General features: G+C 70.1%; 15 protein-coding genes. All 15 read left to right on the top strand.

Features of this window, described 5'->3' with window-relative positions:
• Positions 1 to 189: 189 nt before the first annotated feature.
• The 15 genes from H9L17_RS04405 to H9L17_RS04335 all read left to right on the top strand — a co-directional run bounded on the left by H9L17_RS04405 (position 190) and on the right by H9L17_RS04335 (position 14,844).
• Positions 190 to 1,179 carry a beta-ketoacyl-ACP synthase III gene (locus H9L17_RS04405; protein ID WP_187571144.1) on the top strand — a complete coding sequence of 330 codons (990 nt, stop codon included), beginning with the start codon at positions 190 to 192 and terminating at the stop codon, positions 1,177 to 1,179.
• Between the two features lie 218 nt (positions 1,180 to 1,397).
• The gene (locus H9L17_RS04400; RefSeq protein ID WP_187571143.1) at positions 1,398 to 2,120 is read left to right on the top strand and encodes a BUD32 family EKC/KEOPS complex subunit; all 723 of its coding nucleotides are present in this window, start codon (positions 1,398 to 1,400) and stop codon (positions 2,118 to 2,120) included.
• A gap of 214 nt (positions 2,121 to 2,334) precedes the next feature.
• Positions 2,335 to 3,219 carry an ACP S-malonyltransferase gene (gene fabD, locus H9L17_RS04395; RefSeq protein WP_187571852.1) on the top strand — a complete coding sequence of 295 codons (885 nt, stop codon included), beginning with the start codon at positions 2,335 to 2,337 and terminating at the stop codon, positions 3,217 to 3,219.
• A gap of 112 nt (positions 3,220 to 3,331) precedes the next feature.
• Positions 3,332 to 4,075: a 3-oxoacyl-ACP reductase FabG gene (fabG, locus tag H9L17_RS04390; protein WP_187571142.1), complete on the top strand. Its 744-nt coding sequence runs from the start codon at positions 3,332 to 3,334 to the stop codon at positions 4,073 to 4,075.
• A 91-nt stretch (positions 4,076 to 4,166) separates the two neighbouring features.
• Positions 4,167 to 4,406 (top strand): acyl carrier protein, encoded by a 240-nt coding sequence (gene acpP, locus H9L17_RS04385; RefSeq protein ID WP_028838444.1) that lies wholly within the window; start codon positions 4,167 to 4,169, stop codon positions 4,404 to 4,406.
• Between the two features lie 88 nt (positions 4,407 to 4,494).
• Positions 4,495 to 5,733, top strand: a complete 1,239-nt coding sequence (gene fabF / locus H9L17_RS04380) for a beta-ketoacyl-ACP synthase II (protein ID WP_187571141.1) — start codon at positions 4,495 to 4,497, stop codon at positions 5,731 to 5,733.
• 209 nt (positions 5,734 to 5,942) lie between these two features.
• Positions 5,943 to 7,298, top strand: a complete 1,356-nt coding sequence (locus H9L17_RS04375; protein WP_187571140.1) for an aminodeoxychorismate synthase component I — start codon at positions 5,943 to 5,945, stop codon at positions 7,296 to 7,298.
• 100 nt (positions 7,299 to 7,398) lie between these two features.
• Positions 7,399 to 8,217, top strand: a complete 819-nt coding sequence (pabC, locus tag H9L17_RS04370) for an aminodeoxychorismate lyase (RefSeq protein ID WP_187571139.1) — start codon at positions 7,399 to 7,401, stop codon at positions 8,215 to 8,217.
• The gene (mltG, locus tag H9L17_RS04365) at positions 8,214 to 9,266 is read left to right on the top strand and encodes an endolytic transglycosylase MltG (protein ID WP_246455160.1); all 1,053 of its coding nucleotides are present in this window, start codon (positions 8,214 to 8,216) and stop codon (positions 9,264 to 9,266) included. The genes pabC and mltG overlap by 4 nt, the downstream gene beginning before the upstream one ends.
• Positions 9,263 to 9,922, top strand: a complete 660-nt coding sequence (gene tmk, locus H9L17_RS04360) for a dTMP kinase (protein WP_187571137.1) — start codon at positions 9,263 to 9,265, stop codon at positions 9,920 to 9,922. Before mltG ends, tmk begins: the two co-directional genes overlap by 4 nt.
• Complete coding sequence (locus tag H9L17_RS04355) at positions 9,919 to 10,917, top strand: DNA polymerase III subunit delta' (protein WP_187571136.1); 999 nt, start codon at positions 9,919 to 9,921, stop codon at positions 10,915 to 10,917. The genes tmk and H9L17_RS04355 overlap by 4 nt, the downstream gene beginning before the upstream one ends.
• 53 nt (positions 10,918 to 10,970) lie before the next feature.
• Positions 10,971 to 11,318: a PilZ domain-containing protein gene (locus H9L17_RS04350; RefSeq protein ID WP_187571851.1), complete on the top strand. Its 348-nt coding sequence runs from the start codon at positions 10,971 to 10,973 to the stop codon at positions 11,316 to 11,318.
• Between the two features lie 248 nt (positions 11,319 to 11,566).
• Entirely contained in the window at positions 11,567 to 11,977 is a 411-nt protein-coding gene (locus H9L17_RS04345) for a GntR family transcriptional regulator (protein WP_187571135.1), read from the top strand.
• A gap of 114 nt (positions 11,978 to 12,091) precedes the next feature.
• The gene (locus tag H9L17_RS04340) at positions 12,092 to 13,003 is read left to right on the top strand and encodes an ABC transporter ATP-binding protein (RefSeq protein ID WP_187571134.1); all 912 of its coding nucleotides are present in this window, start codon (positions 12,092 to 12,094) and stop codon (positions 13,001 to 13,003) included.
• A 23-nt stretch (positions 13,004 to 13,026) separates the two neighbouring features.
• Positions 13,027 to 14,844, top strand: a complete 1,818-nt coding sequence (locus tag H9L17_RS04335; RefSeq protein ID WP_187571133.1) for a hypothetical protein — start codon at positions 13,027 to 13,029, stop codon at positions 14,842 to 14,844.
• Positions 14,845 to 14,922: the final 78 nt, after the last annotated feature.

Genomic DNA, 14,922 nt, shown 5'->3' with positions numbered 1-14,922 from the left:
CGGCCGTTGGCGTTTCTGCGTCCGTGATTTGATCGGCCGGCGCGTGGAGGCCGGCCCGCTCGCCGCCATTGAGCCGACGGCGCCCGCGTCCGCGACGGACGCAGCGCAGGGCCGCATCGGCTACTCTTGTCCGCTTCGCGCTTCTTTTCAGCGCGCTCCGCCCGCTCGTTCCAGGGAGTCACCGTCCGCATGAGCCAGACCGACCGCCGCCTCTACGCCCGCATCGCCGGCACCGGCAGCTACCTGCCCGAGAAGGTGCTCACCAACGACGACCTGGCGAAGATGGTGGACACCAGCGACGAGTGGATCGCCGCGCGCACCGGCATCCGCGAGCGCCACGTGGCGGCGGAGGGCGAGACCACCAGCGACCTCGGCTACCGGGCCGCGCTGCGCGCGCTGGAAGCCGCCGGCGTCGCCGCGGACGAACTGGACCTGATCGTGGTCGGCACCACCACGCCCGACCTGATCTTCCCGTCCACCGCCTGCCTGATCCAGCACAAGCTCGGCGTGGCCGGCTGCCCGGCGTTCGACGTCAACGCCGCCTGTTCCGGCTTCATCTACGCGCTGACCATCGCCGACAAGTTCATCCGTTCGGGCGCGGCCAAGACCGCCCTGGTGATCGGCGCGGAAACTCTGACCCGGATGCTGGACTGGAACGACCGCGGCACCTGCGTGCTGTTCGGCGACGGCGCCGGCGCGGTGGTGCTCAAGGCCGATACCGATACCGGCATCCTCAGCACCCACATGCACGCCGACGGCAGCAAGAAGGAATTGCTGTGGAACCCGGTGGGCGTGTCCGCCGGCTTCCGGCCGGAAGAAAAGAACGCCGGCGTGCGGGTGATGATGACCGGCAACGAGGTGTTCAAGCACGCGGTGAAGGCGCTGGATTCGGTGGTCGACGAGGCGCTGGAATCCAACGGCCTGGACCGCAGCGCGCTGGACTGGCTGGTGCCGCACCAGGCCAACCTGCGCATCATCGAAGCCACCGCCAAGCGGTTGGCGATGCCGATGGACCGGGTGATCGTCACCGTGGACCGGCACGGCAACACCTCGTCGGGTTCGGTGCCGCTGGCGCTGGACGAGGCGGTGCGCTCGGGCCGCGTGCAGCGCGGCCAGCTGGTGCTGCTGGAAGCTTTCGGCGGCGGCTTCACCTGGGGTTCGGCGTTGCTGCGCTATTGATCGCACCAGCGATGCCCGTGCGCCCGGCATCGCCCGCGGCGCACCGGGTTCCGTTTGACCGGGTTCCTCCGCGTGCCGCGTATCCGCTGAGCGGGACGGAAGGGCGAACGACACGGCCGGCAAGGGAAGCGGCACGCATGGTGACCCAGTTGAGCTTGCAGGGCCGCAGGGCCTGGCTCAAAACCTACGAACGCGGCGATCGCCGCCTCAGGCTGCGTATGCTCGATCTGGCCGCGCGCCGGCTGGGCGTGCCCGCGCTGCGCCCGCCGCCGCATCCGGGCGGCGACGCGGCGCGTGCGGTCGAGCGCCGCCGCCTGGGCGAACTCGCGGCGCTGCAGGTGCGGGTGCCCGAGGTGCTGGGCGAAAGCGGGCAGGTGCTGCTGCTGAGCGACATCGGCGAGACGCTGGCGTCCCGCCTGCGCGGAGCCGGGCCGGACGAGCGCCGGCGGCTGGTGCTGGCCGCCGCTAGGGCGCTGGCGGAGGTGCACGCGCGCAGCGGCTGCATCGGCCAGCCGCTGGCGCGCAACATCGCGGTGGACGAGGCCGGCCGGATCGGTTTCCTCGATTTCGAGGAGGACCCGCGCGAGGTCATGCCGCTGGAACAGGCGCAGGTCCGCGACTGGCTGGTGTTCGCCGCCGGCGTGTCGCGCTATTTCGATGCGCCGGAGCGGGAACTCGCGGACATCCTGGTCGAGGCGTTGCGCGATGCCGCGCCGCCGGTGCGCATGGGCGTGGGGCAGGCCGGCGAGCGGCTGGGCGTCGTCGCCCGCATCGCCGGCCGGCTGGGCGAACGCGCGCGGCGCATCGCCGGGGCGATCCTGGCGCTGCGTTCGGCGGCGCTCGGCGGGCTGCTGGCGCTGGCCTGCCTGGGGCTGGCCTGGGACTACGCCGGGGATCGCCAGCTCGATGCTGTCCAGCAGGTGGTCGACTATCTGGATTGACCGTGCGGGACTGGCCGCTTGCCGCAGGTTGCGGCAAGCGGCTCCACCATACGCAGTGGTACAGACGCGCTAGAGCAATTGCTCGTATCATTCCCGGCCCTGTTGCGGGCCCCGGGCCTGCGCATCTCCTGCACGGTTTTCCAGCGTGAGCGAAGCTTCCCATTCCAATTCCCTCGCCCTCGTGTTCCCGGGGCAGGGCTCGCAGGCGGTCGGCATGCTGGCCGAACTGTCGGAACTGCATCCGTCGGTGAAGGCCACGTTCGAGGAAGCCTCGGACGGCGCCGGCGTCGACCTGTGGGCGCTGTCGCAGGGCGGCCCCGAGGAAATGCTCAACCGAACCGAATACACGCAGCCGGCGCTGCTGGCCGCGGGCGTGGCGGTGTGGCGGCTGTGGAACGAACAGGGCGGCGCGCAACCGGCCGTGCTGGCCGGGCACAGCCTGGGCGAATACACCGCGCTGGTCGCGGCCGGCGCCTTGTCGCTGAAGGAAGGCGCGCATCTGGTGCGCATCCGCGGCCAGCTGATGCAGGACGCCGCACCCGTCGGCATCGGCGCGATGGCGGCCGTGCTCGGCGCCGAGGACGCGCTGGTCGAGGCGGTCTGCTCCGAAGCCTCCGGCGCGCAGGTCGTGGTGCCGGCCAACTACAACTCGCCGGGCCAGATCGTGATCGGCGGCGATGCCGCGGCGGTGGACCGCGCGCTGGCGCTGCTGCAGGAAAAGGGCGTGCGCAAGGCGGTGAAGCTGGCGGTCAGCGTGCCCTCGCACACCCCGCTGATGCGCGAGGCCGCCAACCGGCTGGCCGAGACGATGGCCGGCCTGCACTGGCACCTGCCGGCGCTGCCGGTGGTGCAGAACGTGGACGCCCGCGCGCACGACAGCGTCGACGCCATCCGCGACGCGCTGGTGCGCCAGCTCTACCTGCCGGTGCAGTGGACCGGCTGCGTGCAGGCGCTGGCCGCGCGCGGCGTTTCGTGCATCGGCGAATGCGGCCCGGGCAAGGTGCTGGCCGGGCTGGTCAAGCGCATCGACAAGTCGCTCGACGCGCGCGCGTTGGGCACGCCGGCGGAGTTTGCCGGTGCGCTCGAAGATTGGAACTAGGATTTTTCGACGCGGATCAGAGCCGATGAGCGCGGATTAAAGCCATTTATAAAGGTTTATCCGTGCCCATCAGATCTGATCCGCGTCAAAGACAGCTCTTTGGGAGAATTGCATGACCGAAATCCTGAAAGGTGAAGTGGCGCTGGTGACGGGCGCATCGCGCGGCATCGGCGCGGCCATCGCCGACGAACTGGCCGCGCAGGGCGCGACCGTGATCGGCACCGCCACCTCGGACGCCGGCGCGCAGGCCATCGGCGATCGCTTGGCCGCGGCCGGCGGTCACGGCCGCCGCCTCAACGTCAACGAGGCAGGCGCGATCGAGGCGCTGGTCGATGCCGTCGCCACCGAGTTCGGCGGCGTTTCGATCCTGGTCAACAACGCCGGCATCACCCGCGACAACCTCTTGATGCGGATGAAGGACGAGGACTGGCAGGCCATCCTCGACACCAACCTCACCAGCGTCTATCGCGCCTCCAAGGCGGTGCTGCGCGGGATGATGAAGGCGCGCAAGGGCCGCATCGTCAACATCGCCTCGGTCATCGGCGTGACCGGCAACGCCGGGCAGGCCAACTACGCCGCGGCCAAGGCCGGCATCATCGCCTTCAGCAAGTCGCTGGCGAAGGAAATTGGTTCCCGCGGGATCACCGTCAATGTCGTCGCGCCCGGCTTCATCGCCACCGACATGACCGCCGACCTGCCGGAAGCGGCCAAGGAGGCCATGCTGGGCCAGATCGCGCTCGGCCGCCTGGGCGAGCCGGCCGACATCGCCCGCGCCGTCGCCTTCCTCGCCGGCCCCAATGCCAGCTACATCACCGGCGAGACCCTGCACGTCAACGGCGGCATGTACATGCCGTGATTTTTTCCGCCGGCGGGCGTGCGATCATGCCCGCCGGCTTTCCCGTACACTTACCCACCGAACGACCCGATTTCCGGGAGGAGCAACCCACATGAGCAACATCGAAGAGCGCGTCAAGAAGATCGTCGTCGAACAACTGGGCGTCAAGGAAGAAGACGTCACCAACAGCGCGTCGTTCGTGGACGACCTGGGCGCGGATTCGCTGGACACCGTGGAGCTGGTGATGGCGCTCGAGGAAGAGTTCGAGTGCGAGATCCCGGACGAGGACGCCGAAAAGATCAGCACCGTGCAGGCGGCGATCGACTACATCAAGGCCCACGTCAAGGCGTAAGCCCGGCGTCCGCCAGTGGTACCCCGGGGCCGCGCATGCGGCCCCCTGTGTTTGCATCGAACGTAACGAGCGTGTGGAGGACAGGATGATGGGCAAGCGCCGCGTTGTGATTACCGGAATGGGCATCGTCTCGCCGCTGGGCAACGATCTGGCCAGCAACTGGGACGGCATCGTCAACGGCCGCTCCGGCATCGGCCCGGTGGAAGGCTTCGATGCGTCCACCTACCCCACCCGCATCGCGGGCGAGATCCGCGACTTCGACGTCACCCGCTGGGTGAACCCGAAGGACGCCAAGAAGATGGACCACTTCATCCACTACGGCATCGCCGCTTCGCTGATGGCGAAGGACGACGCCGGGCTGGAGGTCACCGAGGCCAACGCCGAGCGCATCGGCGCGCTGATCGGCGCCGGCATCGGCGGCATCTGGGGCATCGAGGAAACCGCGATCAAGCTGCACGAGGGCGGCGTCCGCAAGATCAGCCCGTTCTACATCCCCTCGACCATCATCAACATGCTGCCCGGCCAGCTCTCGCTGCTGACCGGCCTGAAGGGGCCGACCTTCTCGGCGGTCTCCGCCTGCGCCACCGCCAACCATTCCGTCGGCATGGCGATGCGCATGATCCAGTACGGTGACGCCGACGTGATGTTCGCCGGCGGCGCCGAACGCGGCAGCTCGCCGACCTCGATGGGCGGCTTCTGCGCGATGAAGGCGATGAGCACCCGCAACGACGACCCGACCCGCGCCTCGCGGCCGTGGGACGCGGAGCGCGACGGCTTCGTGCTGGGCGACGGTGCCGGCATCCTGGTGCTGGAGGAATACGAGCACGCCAAGGCCCGCGGCGCGCGCATCTACTGCGAGCTGGCCGGCTTCGGCGCGTCCTCCGACGCCTTCCACATGACCGCGCCCAGCGAGAACGGCGAAGGCCCCGCGCGCTGCATGGCGATGGCGTTCCGCGACGCCGGCATCGACGCGACCGACGTGGGCTACCTCAACGCGCACGGCACCAGCACGCCGCTGGGCGACCTGGCCGAGACGCTGGCGATCAAGCGCGCGCTGGGCGACCACGCGTACAAGACGATGGTCAGCTCCACCAAGTCGATGACCGGCCACCTGCTCGGCGCGGCCGGCGGCGTGGAGGCGATCTACACGATCAAGGCGCTGGAGACCGGGATCATCCCGCCGACCATCAACCTGGAGAATCCGGGCGAAGGCTGCGACCTGGACTACGTGCCGAACACGGCGCGCGAGGCCAAGGTGGACGTGGCGGTGTCCAACGGCTTCGGCTTCGGCGGCACCAACGGGACGCTGGTGTTCAAGCGCCTTTGATTTTTCCTTCTCCCTTTGGGAGAAGGTGCCCACCGCGGGCGCCGGAGCGCCCGCGAACAGCGAAGCTGGCCCGAAGGGCGAACGCCATGGATGGCGTGAGTCAAGGGCGGATGAGGGTACGACGAAGCGGCAATACCGCACGCGCCGAACCCTTACCCAAACCTCTCTTCCGACGGGAGAGGGGCTTCAAGCGGGAACGACTGGCACCCATGATCCGAACCCGCGCGATTCCATCCGACGTCGACCTGCTCGACCTGTATCGGCTCGATCCGGCGCGCTATCCGGTGCTGCTGGAATCCAGCGCCGCCGGCGCGCACGGCCGCCGCGACATGCTGCTGGCGCATGCGGGCGAGGGTTTCGTCCTGCATCGCGACGGCGTGGTGCGCACGCTGTCCGGCGAGGTCGTCGAAGGCCGCTTCCTCGACGTGCTGGACGCGCACTGGCGCGCGGCGCGCATCGATCGCGACGACGATGCCGCGCTCCCGTTCCGCGGCGGCTGGGCGCTGCTGCTGGGCTACGAACTGGCGCAGCAGGTGGAACCCGTCCTGCATCTTCCGCAGGCCGACGGCACGCTGCCCGTCGCGGTGGCGCTGCGCTGCCCGGCGGCGCTGCTGCGCGATCGCGCCAGCGGCGAATGCGTCGCGGTGGCCGAAGCCGATGCCGGCGGGTGGTTGGCGCGCATCGCCGACGATGCCGGACGCGCGCGCGCGCTGCCGCCGCCGCCTTCATTCACGCCGCCGATCCGCATCGACGAAGACGAGCCGCAGCGCTATCTCGACGGCGTGGAACGGATTCTCGATTACCTCGCCGCCGGCGACGTGTTCCAGGTCAATCTGTCGCGAGGCTGGCGGGCCGCGTTCGACGGCGCGCTCGATCCCGCAGCGCTGTTCCGGCGCCTGCGCGCGCACAATCCCGCGCCGTTCGCGGGCATCTTCCGCAGCGGTTCCGGAAGCGTGGTCAGCGCCTCGCCGGAGCGGCTGCTCTCGGTACGGCAGGGCGTGGCCGAGACGCGCCCCATCGCCGGCACGCGCGCGCGCTTCGCAGGCGACGACGACGCGGCGCGCATCCGCGAGCTGGTCGGCCATCCCAAGGAACGCGCCGAGCACGTGATGCTGATCGACCTCGAACGCAACGACCTCGGCCGCGTCTGCGCGCCGGGCAGCGTGCGGGTGGACGAGCTGATGACGGTGGAGAGCTACGCGCACGTCCACCACATCGTCAGCAACGTGCGCGGCGAACTGCGCGCCGACGTGACGCCCGGACAGGCGATCGCCGCGGTGTTCCCCGGCGGCACCATCACCGGCTGCCCGAAGGTGCGCTGCATGCAGATCGTCGCCGAGTTGGAAGGCGTCGGCCGCGGCGCCTACACCGGCGCGATGGGCTGGCTGGGCCGCGATGGTGACATGGACCTGAACATCCTGATCCGCAGCGCGGAAGTGGAGGGCGACGCGTTGCGCTTCCGTACCGGCGCCGGCATCGTGATCGACTCCGATCCGCGGCGGGAGCTGGACGAGACGCGGGCGAAGGCGCGCGGGATGCTGCGGGCGTTGGGAGTGGCCGAGTGATGAGGGCGAGGCTTGGCTGCTTGCGTACGTCATGGGATTCGACTCATGCCAGCGCAATTGCGCTGGCACTCCCCGGTACTCGCTTGGTGAGTCGAATCCCATGACGTACGCCGGATACATTGGTCGCGAGTGCGTGGGTGAAATTTCCGTTGCCAACCGCGGCCTGAACTACGGCGACGGCCTGTTCGAAACCATGCGCGTGCATCGCGGCGCATTGCCGCTGTGGCCGCGCCACCTCGCGCGGCTGCGCGACGGCGTGAAGCGGCTCGGCATCGCATTGCCCGATCCGGTCTTCATCGAAGCGCGCATTGAGGAAACCATCGCCGGCACCGAAGCCGGCGTCCTCAAGCTGCTGCTGACGCGCGGCGACGGCGGCCGCGGCTACGCGCCGCCCGTCGATGCGCAGCCGGTGTGGACGCTGGCGCTGCATCCGCTGCCGTCGATGCCTGCAGCGCTGCGCCTGCACCTCTGCGAAACGCGCCTGGCGATCCAGCCCGCGCTGGCCGGCATCAAGCACTGCAACCGGCTGGAGCAGGTGCTGGCACGCGCCGAGGTCGAGCGCGCCGGCTGTGAGGAAGGGATGATGCGCGACACCGAAGGACGCCCGGCCTGCGCCACCTCGGCCAACCTGCTGGTCTATCGCGACGGTCGCTGGCTGACGCCGCCGGTCGAGCGCTGCGGCGTGGCCGGCGTGCTGCGCGGCTGGCTGCTGGAACAGGGGTTGGCGGAGGTCGCGGATTTGACCGCTAACGACGTCGAGTGCGCCGACGCGTTGGCGCTGTGCAACGCCGTGCGCGGTATCCTGCCGGTCTCGATGCTGGGCGCCCGTGCATGGGCGGCGCACCCGGCGATCACCGACCTGCAGGCGCGACTGGCGATGGCGTATCCGATGTTCTCCAACCCGGCGGTGGCGGCGTGAAGGCGCGCCGCCTGCTGCTGTTCGTGCTGCTGGCGGCCGCCATCGCGGCCGGCTGGTACTGGCAGCGCTTCCAGTCGTTCGCCGACGCGCCGCTGGCCGGCATCAAGGCGGACGCCAGCCTGGTGGTCGAGCGCGGCGACAACCTCGACAAGGTGCTGCGCAAATTGCAGGCGCAGGGCGTCGCCACCGGCGATCGCCTGTCCTGGCAGCTGCTGGCGCGGCAGACTGGCGCGGCCGGCAGGCTGCAGGTGGGCGAATACGCGCTGCCGGCGGACGTCTCGCCGGGCGCGCTGCTGCGGGCGATGCGCGACGGCAAGGTGGTGCGGCGCAAGTTCACCATCGTCGAGGGCTGGAACATCCGCGACCTGCGCGCCGCGCTGCGCAAGGTGCCGCTGCTGGAGCAGAAGACCGCCGCCATGGACGATGCCGCGCTGATGGGCGCGCTGGGCCATGCCGGCCAGCACCCGGAAGGCCGCTTCCTGCCGGAAACCTATGCCTGGGTGCGCGGCGACGCCGACCTCGACGTCCTCCAGCGCGCGTATTCGGCGATGGACAAGGCGCTGGACGACGCGTGGAAATCCCGCGACCAGGACCTGCCGCTGGACAACCGCGACCAGGCGCTGGCGCTGGCCTCCATCGTCGAAAAGGAAACCGGCGTCGGCGACGAGCGCGCGCAGATCGCCGGCGTGTTCGTGCGCCGGCTGAAGACCGGGATGCGGTTGCAGACCGACCCCACGGTGATCTACGGCATGGGCTCGAACTACGCCGGCAACATCCGCCGCGCCGACCTGACCACCGACACGCCGTACAACACCTACACCCGCACCGGCCTGCCGCCCACGCCGATCGCGATGCCGGGCAAGGCGGCGCTGCGCGCGGCCACGCATCCGGCGCCGGGCGACGCGCTGTATTTCGTCGCGGTGGGCGACGGCAGCGGGCGGCACGTGTTCAGCGCCTCGCTCGACGCGCACAACAGCGCGGTGCGCGACTACGTGCAGCGCTACCGCGCGCAGCGCCAGGCCGAGCGCGAGGGAGCGACGCCGAAGTGACGCAGGTGTTGCATCGCCAGAAGCGCCTGCTGACCATCGAAGGCGGCGAGGGCGCGGGCAAGAGCACGGTGCTGTCGGCGCTGCGCGACGCGTTGCTGGCCGACGGCTGCGAGGTGGTCTGCACGCGCGAGCCGGGCGGCACGCCGCTGGCCGAGCGCATCCGCGGGCTGCTGCTCGACGCCGGCGACGAGCCGGTGCATCCGCACACCGAACTGCTGCTGATGTTCGCGGCGCGCGCGCAGCACGTGCGGCAGGTGCTGCTGCCGGCGCTGGCGCGCGGCGCGTGGGTGATCAGCGACCGCTTCACCGATTCCAGCTACGCCTACCAGGGCGCGGCGCGCGGCATGGACGAAGCCTTCATCGCCGAGCTGGAGCGGCGCGCGGTCGGGATCGAACCGGGCCTGACCCTGCTGCTCGACCTCGGCGTCGCGCATGCGCGCGAACGCACGCGCGGACGCGACCTGCTCGGCGGCGCCTCGCCCGACCGCATCGAATCCGAGCGCGACGATTTCTTCGAGCGCGTGCGCGACGGCTTCCTCGCCCGCGCGGCGCGGCATCCGCAGCGCATCCGCGTGCTCGACGCCAGCCCGGACGCGGCCACCGTCGCCGCCGCCGCGTTGGCCGCGCTGGCCGACTATCGCAAGGGGCTGGAATGAACCTGCCGCCGCTCTCGCCCTGGCAGCAGCGCGCCTACGCGCAGGCGGCCGACGCGCTTGCTGGCGGCTATTTCGGCCACGCCACGCTGATCGTCGGCCCCGCGCTGATCGGCAAGCGCCTGCTCGCCGAGCACCTGGCGCGGCGCGTGCTGTGCCTGTCGCCGCGCGCCGACGGCGAAGCCTGCGGCGCGTGCAAGAGCTGCACGCTGTTCGCCTCGCGCGCGCAGATGGAGACGCCGGAGCTGCGCCCGGACGGTTCGCCGGCGCATCCGTGGGGGCACAGTGCGCATCCCGACCTGCAGTTCCTCGGCTACGAGGTCAACCAGAAGACCGGCAAGCCGCGCGGCGAGATCGTCATCGAGCAGATCCGCACGCTGTCGGAAAAGATGGGCCTGACCGCGCAGCTCGGCGGCGCGCAGGTGGTGATCGTCGATCCCTGCGACGCGATCAACTGGAGCGCCTTCAACGCGCTGCTGAAGACGCTGGAGGAGCCGCAGCCGGGCCGCTACCTGTGGCTGCTGGCGTCCAATCCGGCGCAGCTTCCGGCCACCATCCGCAGCCGCTGCCAGCGGCTGGAACTGCGCCTGCCGCCGCGCGACGAGGCGCTGGCCTGGCTGCGCCAGCGCGGGCACGCGGAAACGCTGGCAAGCGAAGCGCTGGACGCCGCGCGCGGGCATCCCGGTTTGGCCGACGCCTGGGCGTCGGGCGACGGCCTGTCGCTGCGCCGCGATGCGGTGAAGGACGCGCAGGCGCTGCAGCGCGGGCAGGCCGAGGCCAGCGACGTGGCGCAGCGCTGGGTGGCCGATGGGCGCGCGGCGGAACGTTTGGGTCATCTGGCCGAGTACGCGTTGCGCGAGGCGGCGGGCTTGACCGATCCGGCCGCAACCCGCACGCTGGCCGCGCGCTTCGACGCGGCCAATCGCGCGCGCGACCTGCTGCGCACCACGGTGCGGGCGGATCTGGCGGTGATGGAGGCGCTGCTGGCGTGGCGCTGAAGAACAACGATCGTTCGCGTGGCATCTGACGGGAAAAACGAATGAGCAATCCGATGGGCGGGGCAAGGCAGGGCATCCTGTCGCTGGGCATCAAGGACAAGGCGGCGCTGTACAACGCCTACATGCCGTTCATCCGCCAGGGCGGCATCTTCGTGCCCACCACGCGCCGCTACTTCATCGGCGACGAAGTGTTCCTGCTGCTGACCCTGCCGGATTCCTCCGAGCGCCTGCCGGTGGCGGGCAAGGTGGTGTGGGTGACGCCCACCGGCGCGCAGGGCAACCGCGCCGCCGGCATCGGCGTGCAGTTCGCCGAGACCGCCGAGGGCGAGGCGGTGCGCAGCAAGATCGAAACCATCCTGGCCGGCACCCTCAACGCGGACCAGCCGACGCAGACGATGTAAGCGCGATGGCAATCCCCGCGCGAAGCGGGGAGCCGGCTACCGGCCGCCCATCCAGTCCTGCACCCATCCGTCATTCGCCGCGACCCGCTCGCGGCCATGGCGCGCTGAAATCCACCCAACCTTGGGGCACCCGCACCCGTCCTGCGCGGTTTCGTCGTGCCGGGAGGCGGTTTCGTCGCAACCGGCTTGACGATCGCTGCTCGTTCGTACTGTACTATTTCAAATAGTACAGATAGGACGGTGCGCGCATGGCTCGAACCAGCCCCCTGATGATCCAGGTCGCCACCGGCGATCCGCGCCCGATCGGCCGCCAGATCGTCGATGCCGTGCGCATGAAGATCGCCACCGGCGAACTCATCCAAGGCGACCAGCTGCCCAGCGTGCGCGGCCTCGCCCAGCAGCTGATGATCAACCCGAACACCGTCGCCAAGGCCTACGCCGAGCTGACCACCGAAGGCTGGCTGGAATCGCGGCAGGGCACCGGCCTGTTCGTCGCCGCGCCCCGCCAGCGGCTGTCCGACGCCGAGCGCGAGCGCCGGCTGGACGACGCCATCGGCCGCTTCGTCAACGACGTGATCCCGCTGGGGTTCCCGCCCGACGAGGTGCAGGACCGGGTCGCCCACGAATTCCGGCAGCTGGTTCCGCGCAAGACCGCCTGACGCGATCTCCCGTTCCCCGTCGTCCCGAGCGCAGCGAAGGACCTGCTTCATCACGCCGCCCCGGCAGGCGGGTTCTTCCCCCGTGCCCGGAACGGCAGCCCAGAGAGCACAACCATGCCCAGCCACGACTACGTCATCGAAACCCGCGCGCTCTCCAAGCGCTACGGCCGCAAGCTGGCGCTGGACCGCCTGGACCTCGCGATCCCGCGCGGCCGCATCCACGCCATCGTCGGCGCCAACGGCGCCGGCAAGTCCACCCTGTTCCGCATCCTGATGGGCTTCATGCCGCCGAGCGCGGGCGAGGCACGCATCCTCGGCAAGGACAGCCAGGCACTCACGCCGCAGGATCGCAGCCGGATCGGTTTCGTCAACGAGGAACACACGCTGGCCAACTGGATGCGGGTGTCGCAGGTCGCGGCGATGCAGAAGCACCAGTACCCGCGCTGGAACCAGCAGGCCTACGACGGCGTGATCGGCCATTACAACGTGTTGCCGGACCAGAAGGTCGGCCAGCTCTCGCGCGGTGAGCGCGCCGGCTTCAACCTCGCGCTGGCGCTGGCGCAGGGGCCGGAACTGCTGGTGCTGGACGAACCGACGCTGGGCCTGGACGTGGTCGCCAAGCGCGCGTTCCTGGAGTCGCTGATGTACAGCAACGCCGCCGCCGACTGCACGGTGATCTATTGCTCGCACCAGATGGAGGAGATCGAGCGCGTCGCCGACAACCTGATCATCCTCGAACGCGGGCAGCTCCGGCACATGTCGGCACCGGAGGACTTCACCGCGCGCGTGAGCCACTGGGTGGCCGACGTGCCGTTCAAGGGCCCCGATCCGCACACCGTGCCTGGTCTGCTGGAGGTGCAGCGCCTCGACGGCCTGCACCACTACCTGGTGCTGGACCAGGACGACGGCTTCGAGCGCTTCCTGCGGGAAGCCGGCGCCCGCAACGTGCAATCGATGCCGGTCAGCCTGGACCGCGCCGTCAACGCTTTCCTTGCCAAGAACCACGCCGCGCCGGCAGCCGCCTGAGCGCGCGACACGAGGACACCACCATGATCGATCTCTTCAAGGGCGAACTGCTGCGCTTCCGCCTGTGGGCCGGCATCGCCGCCATCGTCAATCTCGCCGTGCTGGGCTTCCTCAGCCGCATGGTGGACATGGCGCAACAGCCGATCTTCGTCTACCAGGTGTTCGCCGCGGTGTACGCCGTGGCCGGCATCCTGCTGGGGCTGTACCAGATGGGCACGTACCGCAAGCCGAACCAGTGGCTGAGCCTGCTGCACCGCCCGTTGCATCGCCTGAGGATCGCCGGTGCCCTGAGCGGCGCCAGCGCCTTGCTGTTGCTCGCCGCGGTCGCGCTTCCCGTCGTGCTGGTCTGCATCTACCAGGACACGATGACCGCGCGCGTGGTCGACCTGCGCCACTGGCTGCTGCCGGTGGCGGCGTGGCTGATCGCGGTGTCCGGCTACCTCGCCGGCGCCTACGCGATGGTCGCCAACCGCCGCTATTCGTTCGCCGCCTTCCTGCTGCCGACCCTGTTCATGTATGCGCAGGCCTCGGGCGTGGCGATGCTGGGCGTGCAGCTCGTGGTCATCATCTTCCTCGCGTTGCTGCTGGCGATCGCGTTCAAGCCGGATCCGGCCGCGCAGCCGCGCAATCCGGCGGCGGTGCTGGCGGTTGCGCTGCCGGTGCAGGTGGGCGCGTATTTCCTGATCTGGATGCTGGGCTTCGGCATCGAACTGCTGTGGACGGTGAGCGGCACCCATCCGCTCAACATGCCCGCGCCGCCGAAGGGTGGCTACATCGAAGCCGAGCGCGCCGAGGGCAAGAGCATCCTGCTGCTGGGGCTCGAAGGCAGCCGCGATCCCGAGGCCGCGCTGTGGCGCGAGCAGATCGCGCTGTCCGACGTGTACACGACCTACCCGCTGCGCAACCTGCCGGTGCAGGGCAGCATGACCAACCTGTCGCCGCTGGAATTCGCCGATGGCGACAACAATGTCTTCCTGGTGTTCAGCCACGACCGCCAGCGCTTCGTCACCCGCGGCCTGCGCGACCAGCGCCCGATCGGCGAACTGGGCGTGGGCGGGAAACAGGCGCCATTCCCGGCCCCGACCATGCCGTACGGCCCCACCTACCTGTACAACGCCCATGCGGCCTACCAGTACGACAGCGACCAGCAGCGGATGTTCGAACGCGTCCGCCTGCCGCAGGACGAGGTGATGGCCAGTCCGCCGGCACCCGCCGGCGACAACATCCTGGTGCTCAGCGACCGCGCCGCCTATTTCTATCCCGGCCGCGAGGCGATGAACGGGCTCGACCTGCTGCAGCCGCTGCTGCGCGTGGCGATGCCGGGCCACGTCGGCAACCTCAGCCGGATGGACATGATCGAGCTGCTGGATGGCTACCTGGTGTCGCTGACCTATACCTGGGGCGTGTGGTCGGGCGAAATGCAGCATCCGTTCCAGCAGGTGCTGCGGGTCGACGGCAATGGCAACGTGCGCACGGTCGCGCGTCGCGCGCTGAACGTCGATCTGCCGCCGGCCTACACCACGCGCATCTGGTGGCTGTCGCCGGTGCTGCGCACGCTGTGCCTGGGCGCGCAGGATCTGTTCGCGGCAAAGGATCCGCTGCGCGCCGCGCCGCAGCCGGTGCCGCGCGGGATGGTCTGGCTGGCGCTGACCTGCTGCGTGGCGTCGCTGCTCGGCGCGATCTGGGTGAGCGGACGGCAGTCGCATTCGCGGCGCGCGCGCTGGGCATGGGTGCTGCTGTGCGGCGTGGTCGGCCTGCCCGCGCTGGTCAGCCTGTGGCTGATGTACCCGATGCGCGAGCGGCTGGACGACCTGCGGCTCGCGCGGCCCGCCGCCGCCTGAGCTTTTGATCGTCATTCCCGCGCCGCATCTAACAGACGAATGTCTGTTCAAAGCGGGGATGACGGGCGCGAAAAAAGG

This window comes from Thermomonas brevis (assembly GCF_014395425.1).
Lineage (GTDB): Bacteria > Pseudomonadota > Gammaproteobacteria > Xanthomonadales > Xanthomonadaceae > Thermomonas > Thermomonas brevis.
The sequence above is the reverse complement of the archived record's forward strand: the minus strand, read 5'-3'. Positions and strand labels throughout refer to the sequence as shown.

Excerpts from the sequence above, each read along its gene's own strand:
- H9L17_RS04405 (WP_187571144.1), top strand. The coding sequence starts at position 190 with ATGAGCCAGACCGACCGCCGCCTCTACGCCCGCATCGCCGGCACCGGC.
- H9L17_RS04400 (WP_187571143.1), top strand. The coding sequence starts at position 1,398 with ATGCTCGATCTGGCCGCGCGCCGGCTGGGCGTGCCCGCGCTGCGCCCG.
- fabD (WP_187571852.1), top strand. The coding sequence starts at position 2,335 with ATGCTGGCCGAACTGTCGGAACTGCATCCGTCGGTGAAGGCCACGTTC.
- fabG (WP_187571142.1), top strand. The coding sequence starts at position 3,332 with ATGACCGAAATCCTGAAAGGTGAAGTGGCGCTGGTGACGGGCGCATCG.
- acpP (WP_028838444.1), top strand. The coding sequence starts at position 4,167 with ATGAGCAACATCGAAGAGCGCGTCAAGAAGATCGTCGTCGAACAACTG.
- fabF (WP_187571141.1), top strand. The coding sequence starts at position 4,495 with ATGGGCAAGCGCCGCGTTGTGATTACCGGAATGGGCATCGTCTCGCCG.
- H9L17_RS04375 (WP_187571140.1), top strand. The coding sequence starts at position 5,943 with ATGATCCGAACCCGCGCGATTCCATCCGACGTCGACCTGCTCGACCTG.
- pabC (WP_187571139.1), top strand. The coding sequence starts at position 7,399 with ATGACGTACGCCGGATACATTGGTCGCGAGTGCGTGGGTGAAATTTCC.
- H9L17_RS04355 (WP_187571136.1), top strand. The coding sequence starts at position 9,919 with ATGAACCTGCCGCCGCTCTCGCCCTGGCAGCAGCGCGCCTACGCGCAG.
- H9L17_RS04350 (WP_187571851.1), top strand. The coding sequence starts at position 10,971 with ATGGGCGGGGCAAGGCAGGGCATCCTGTCGCTGGGCATCAAGGACAAG.
- H9L17_RS04345 (WP_187571135.1), top strand. The coding sequence starts at position 11,567 with ATGGCTCGAACCAGCCCCCTGATGATCCAGGTCGCCACCGGCGATCCG.
- H9L17_RS04340 (WP_187571134.1), top strand. The coding sequence starts at position 12,092 with ATGCCCAGCCACGACTACGTCATCGAAACCCGCGCGCTCTCCAAGCGC.
- H9L17_RS04335 (WP_187571133.1), top strand. The coding sequence starts at position 13,027 with ATGATCGATCTCTTCAAGGGCGAACTGCTGCGCTTCCGCCTGTGGGCC.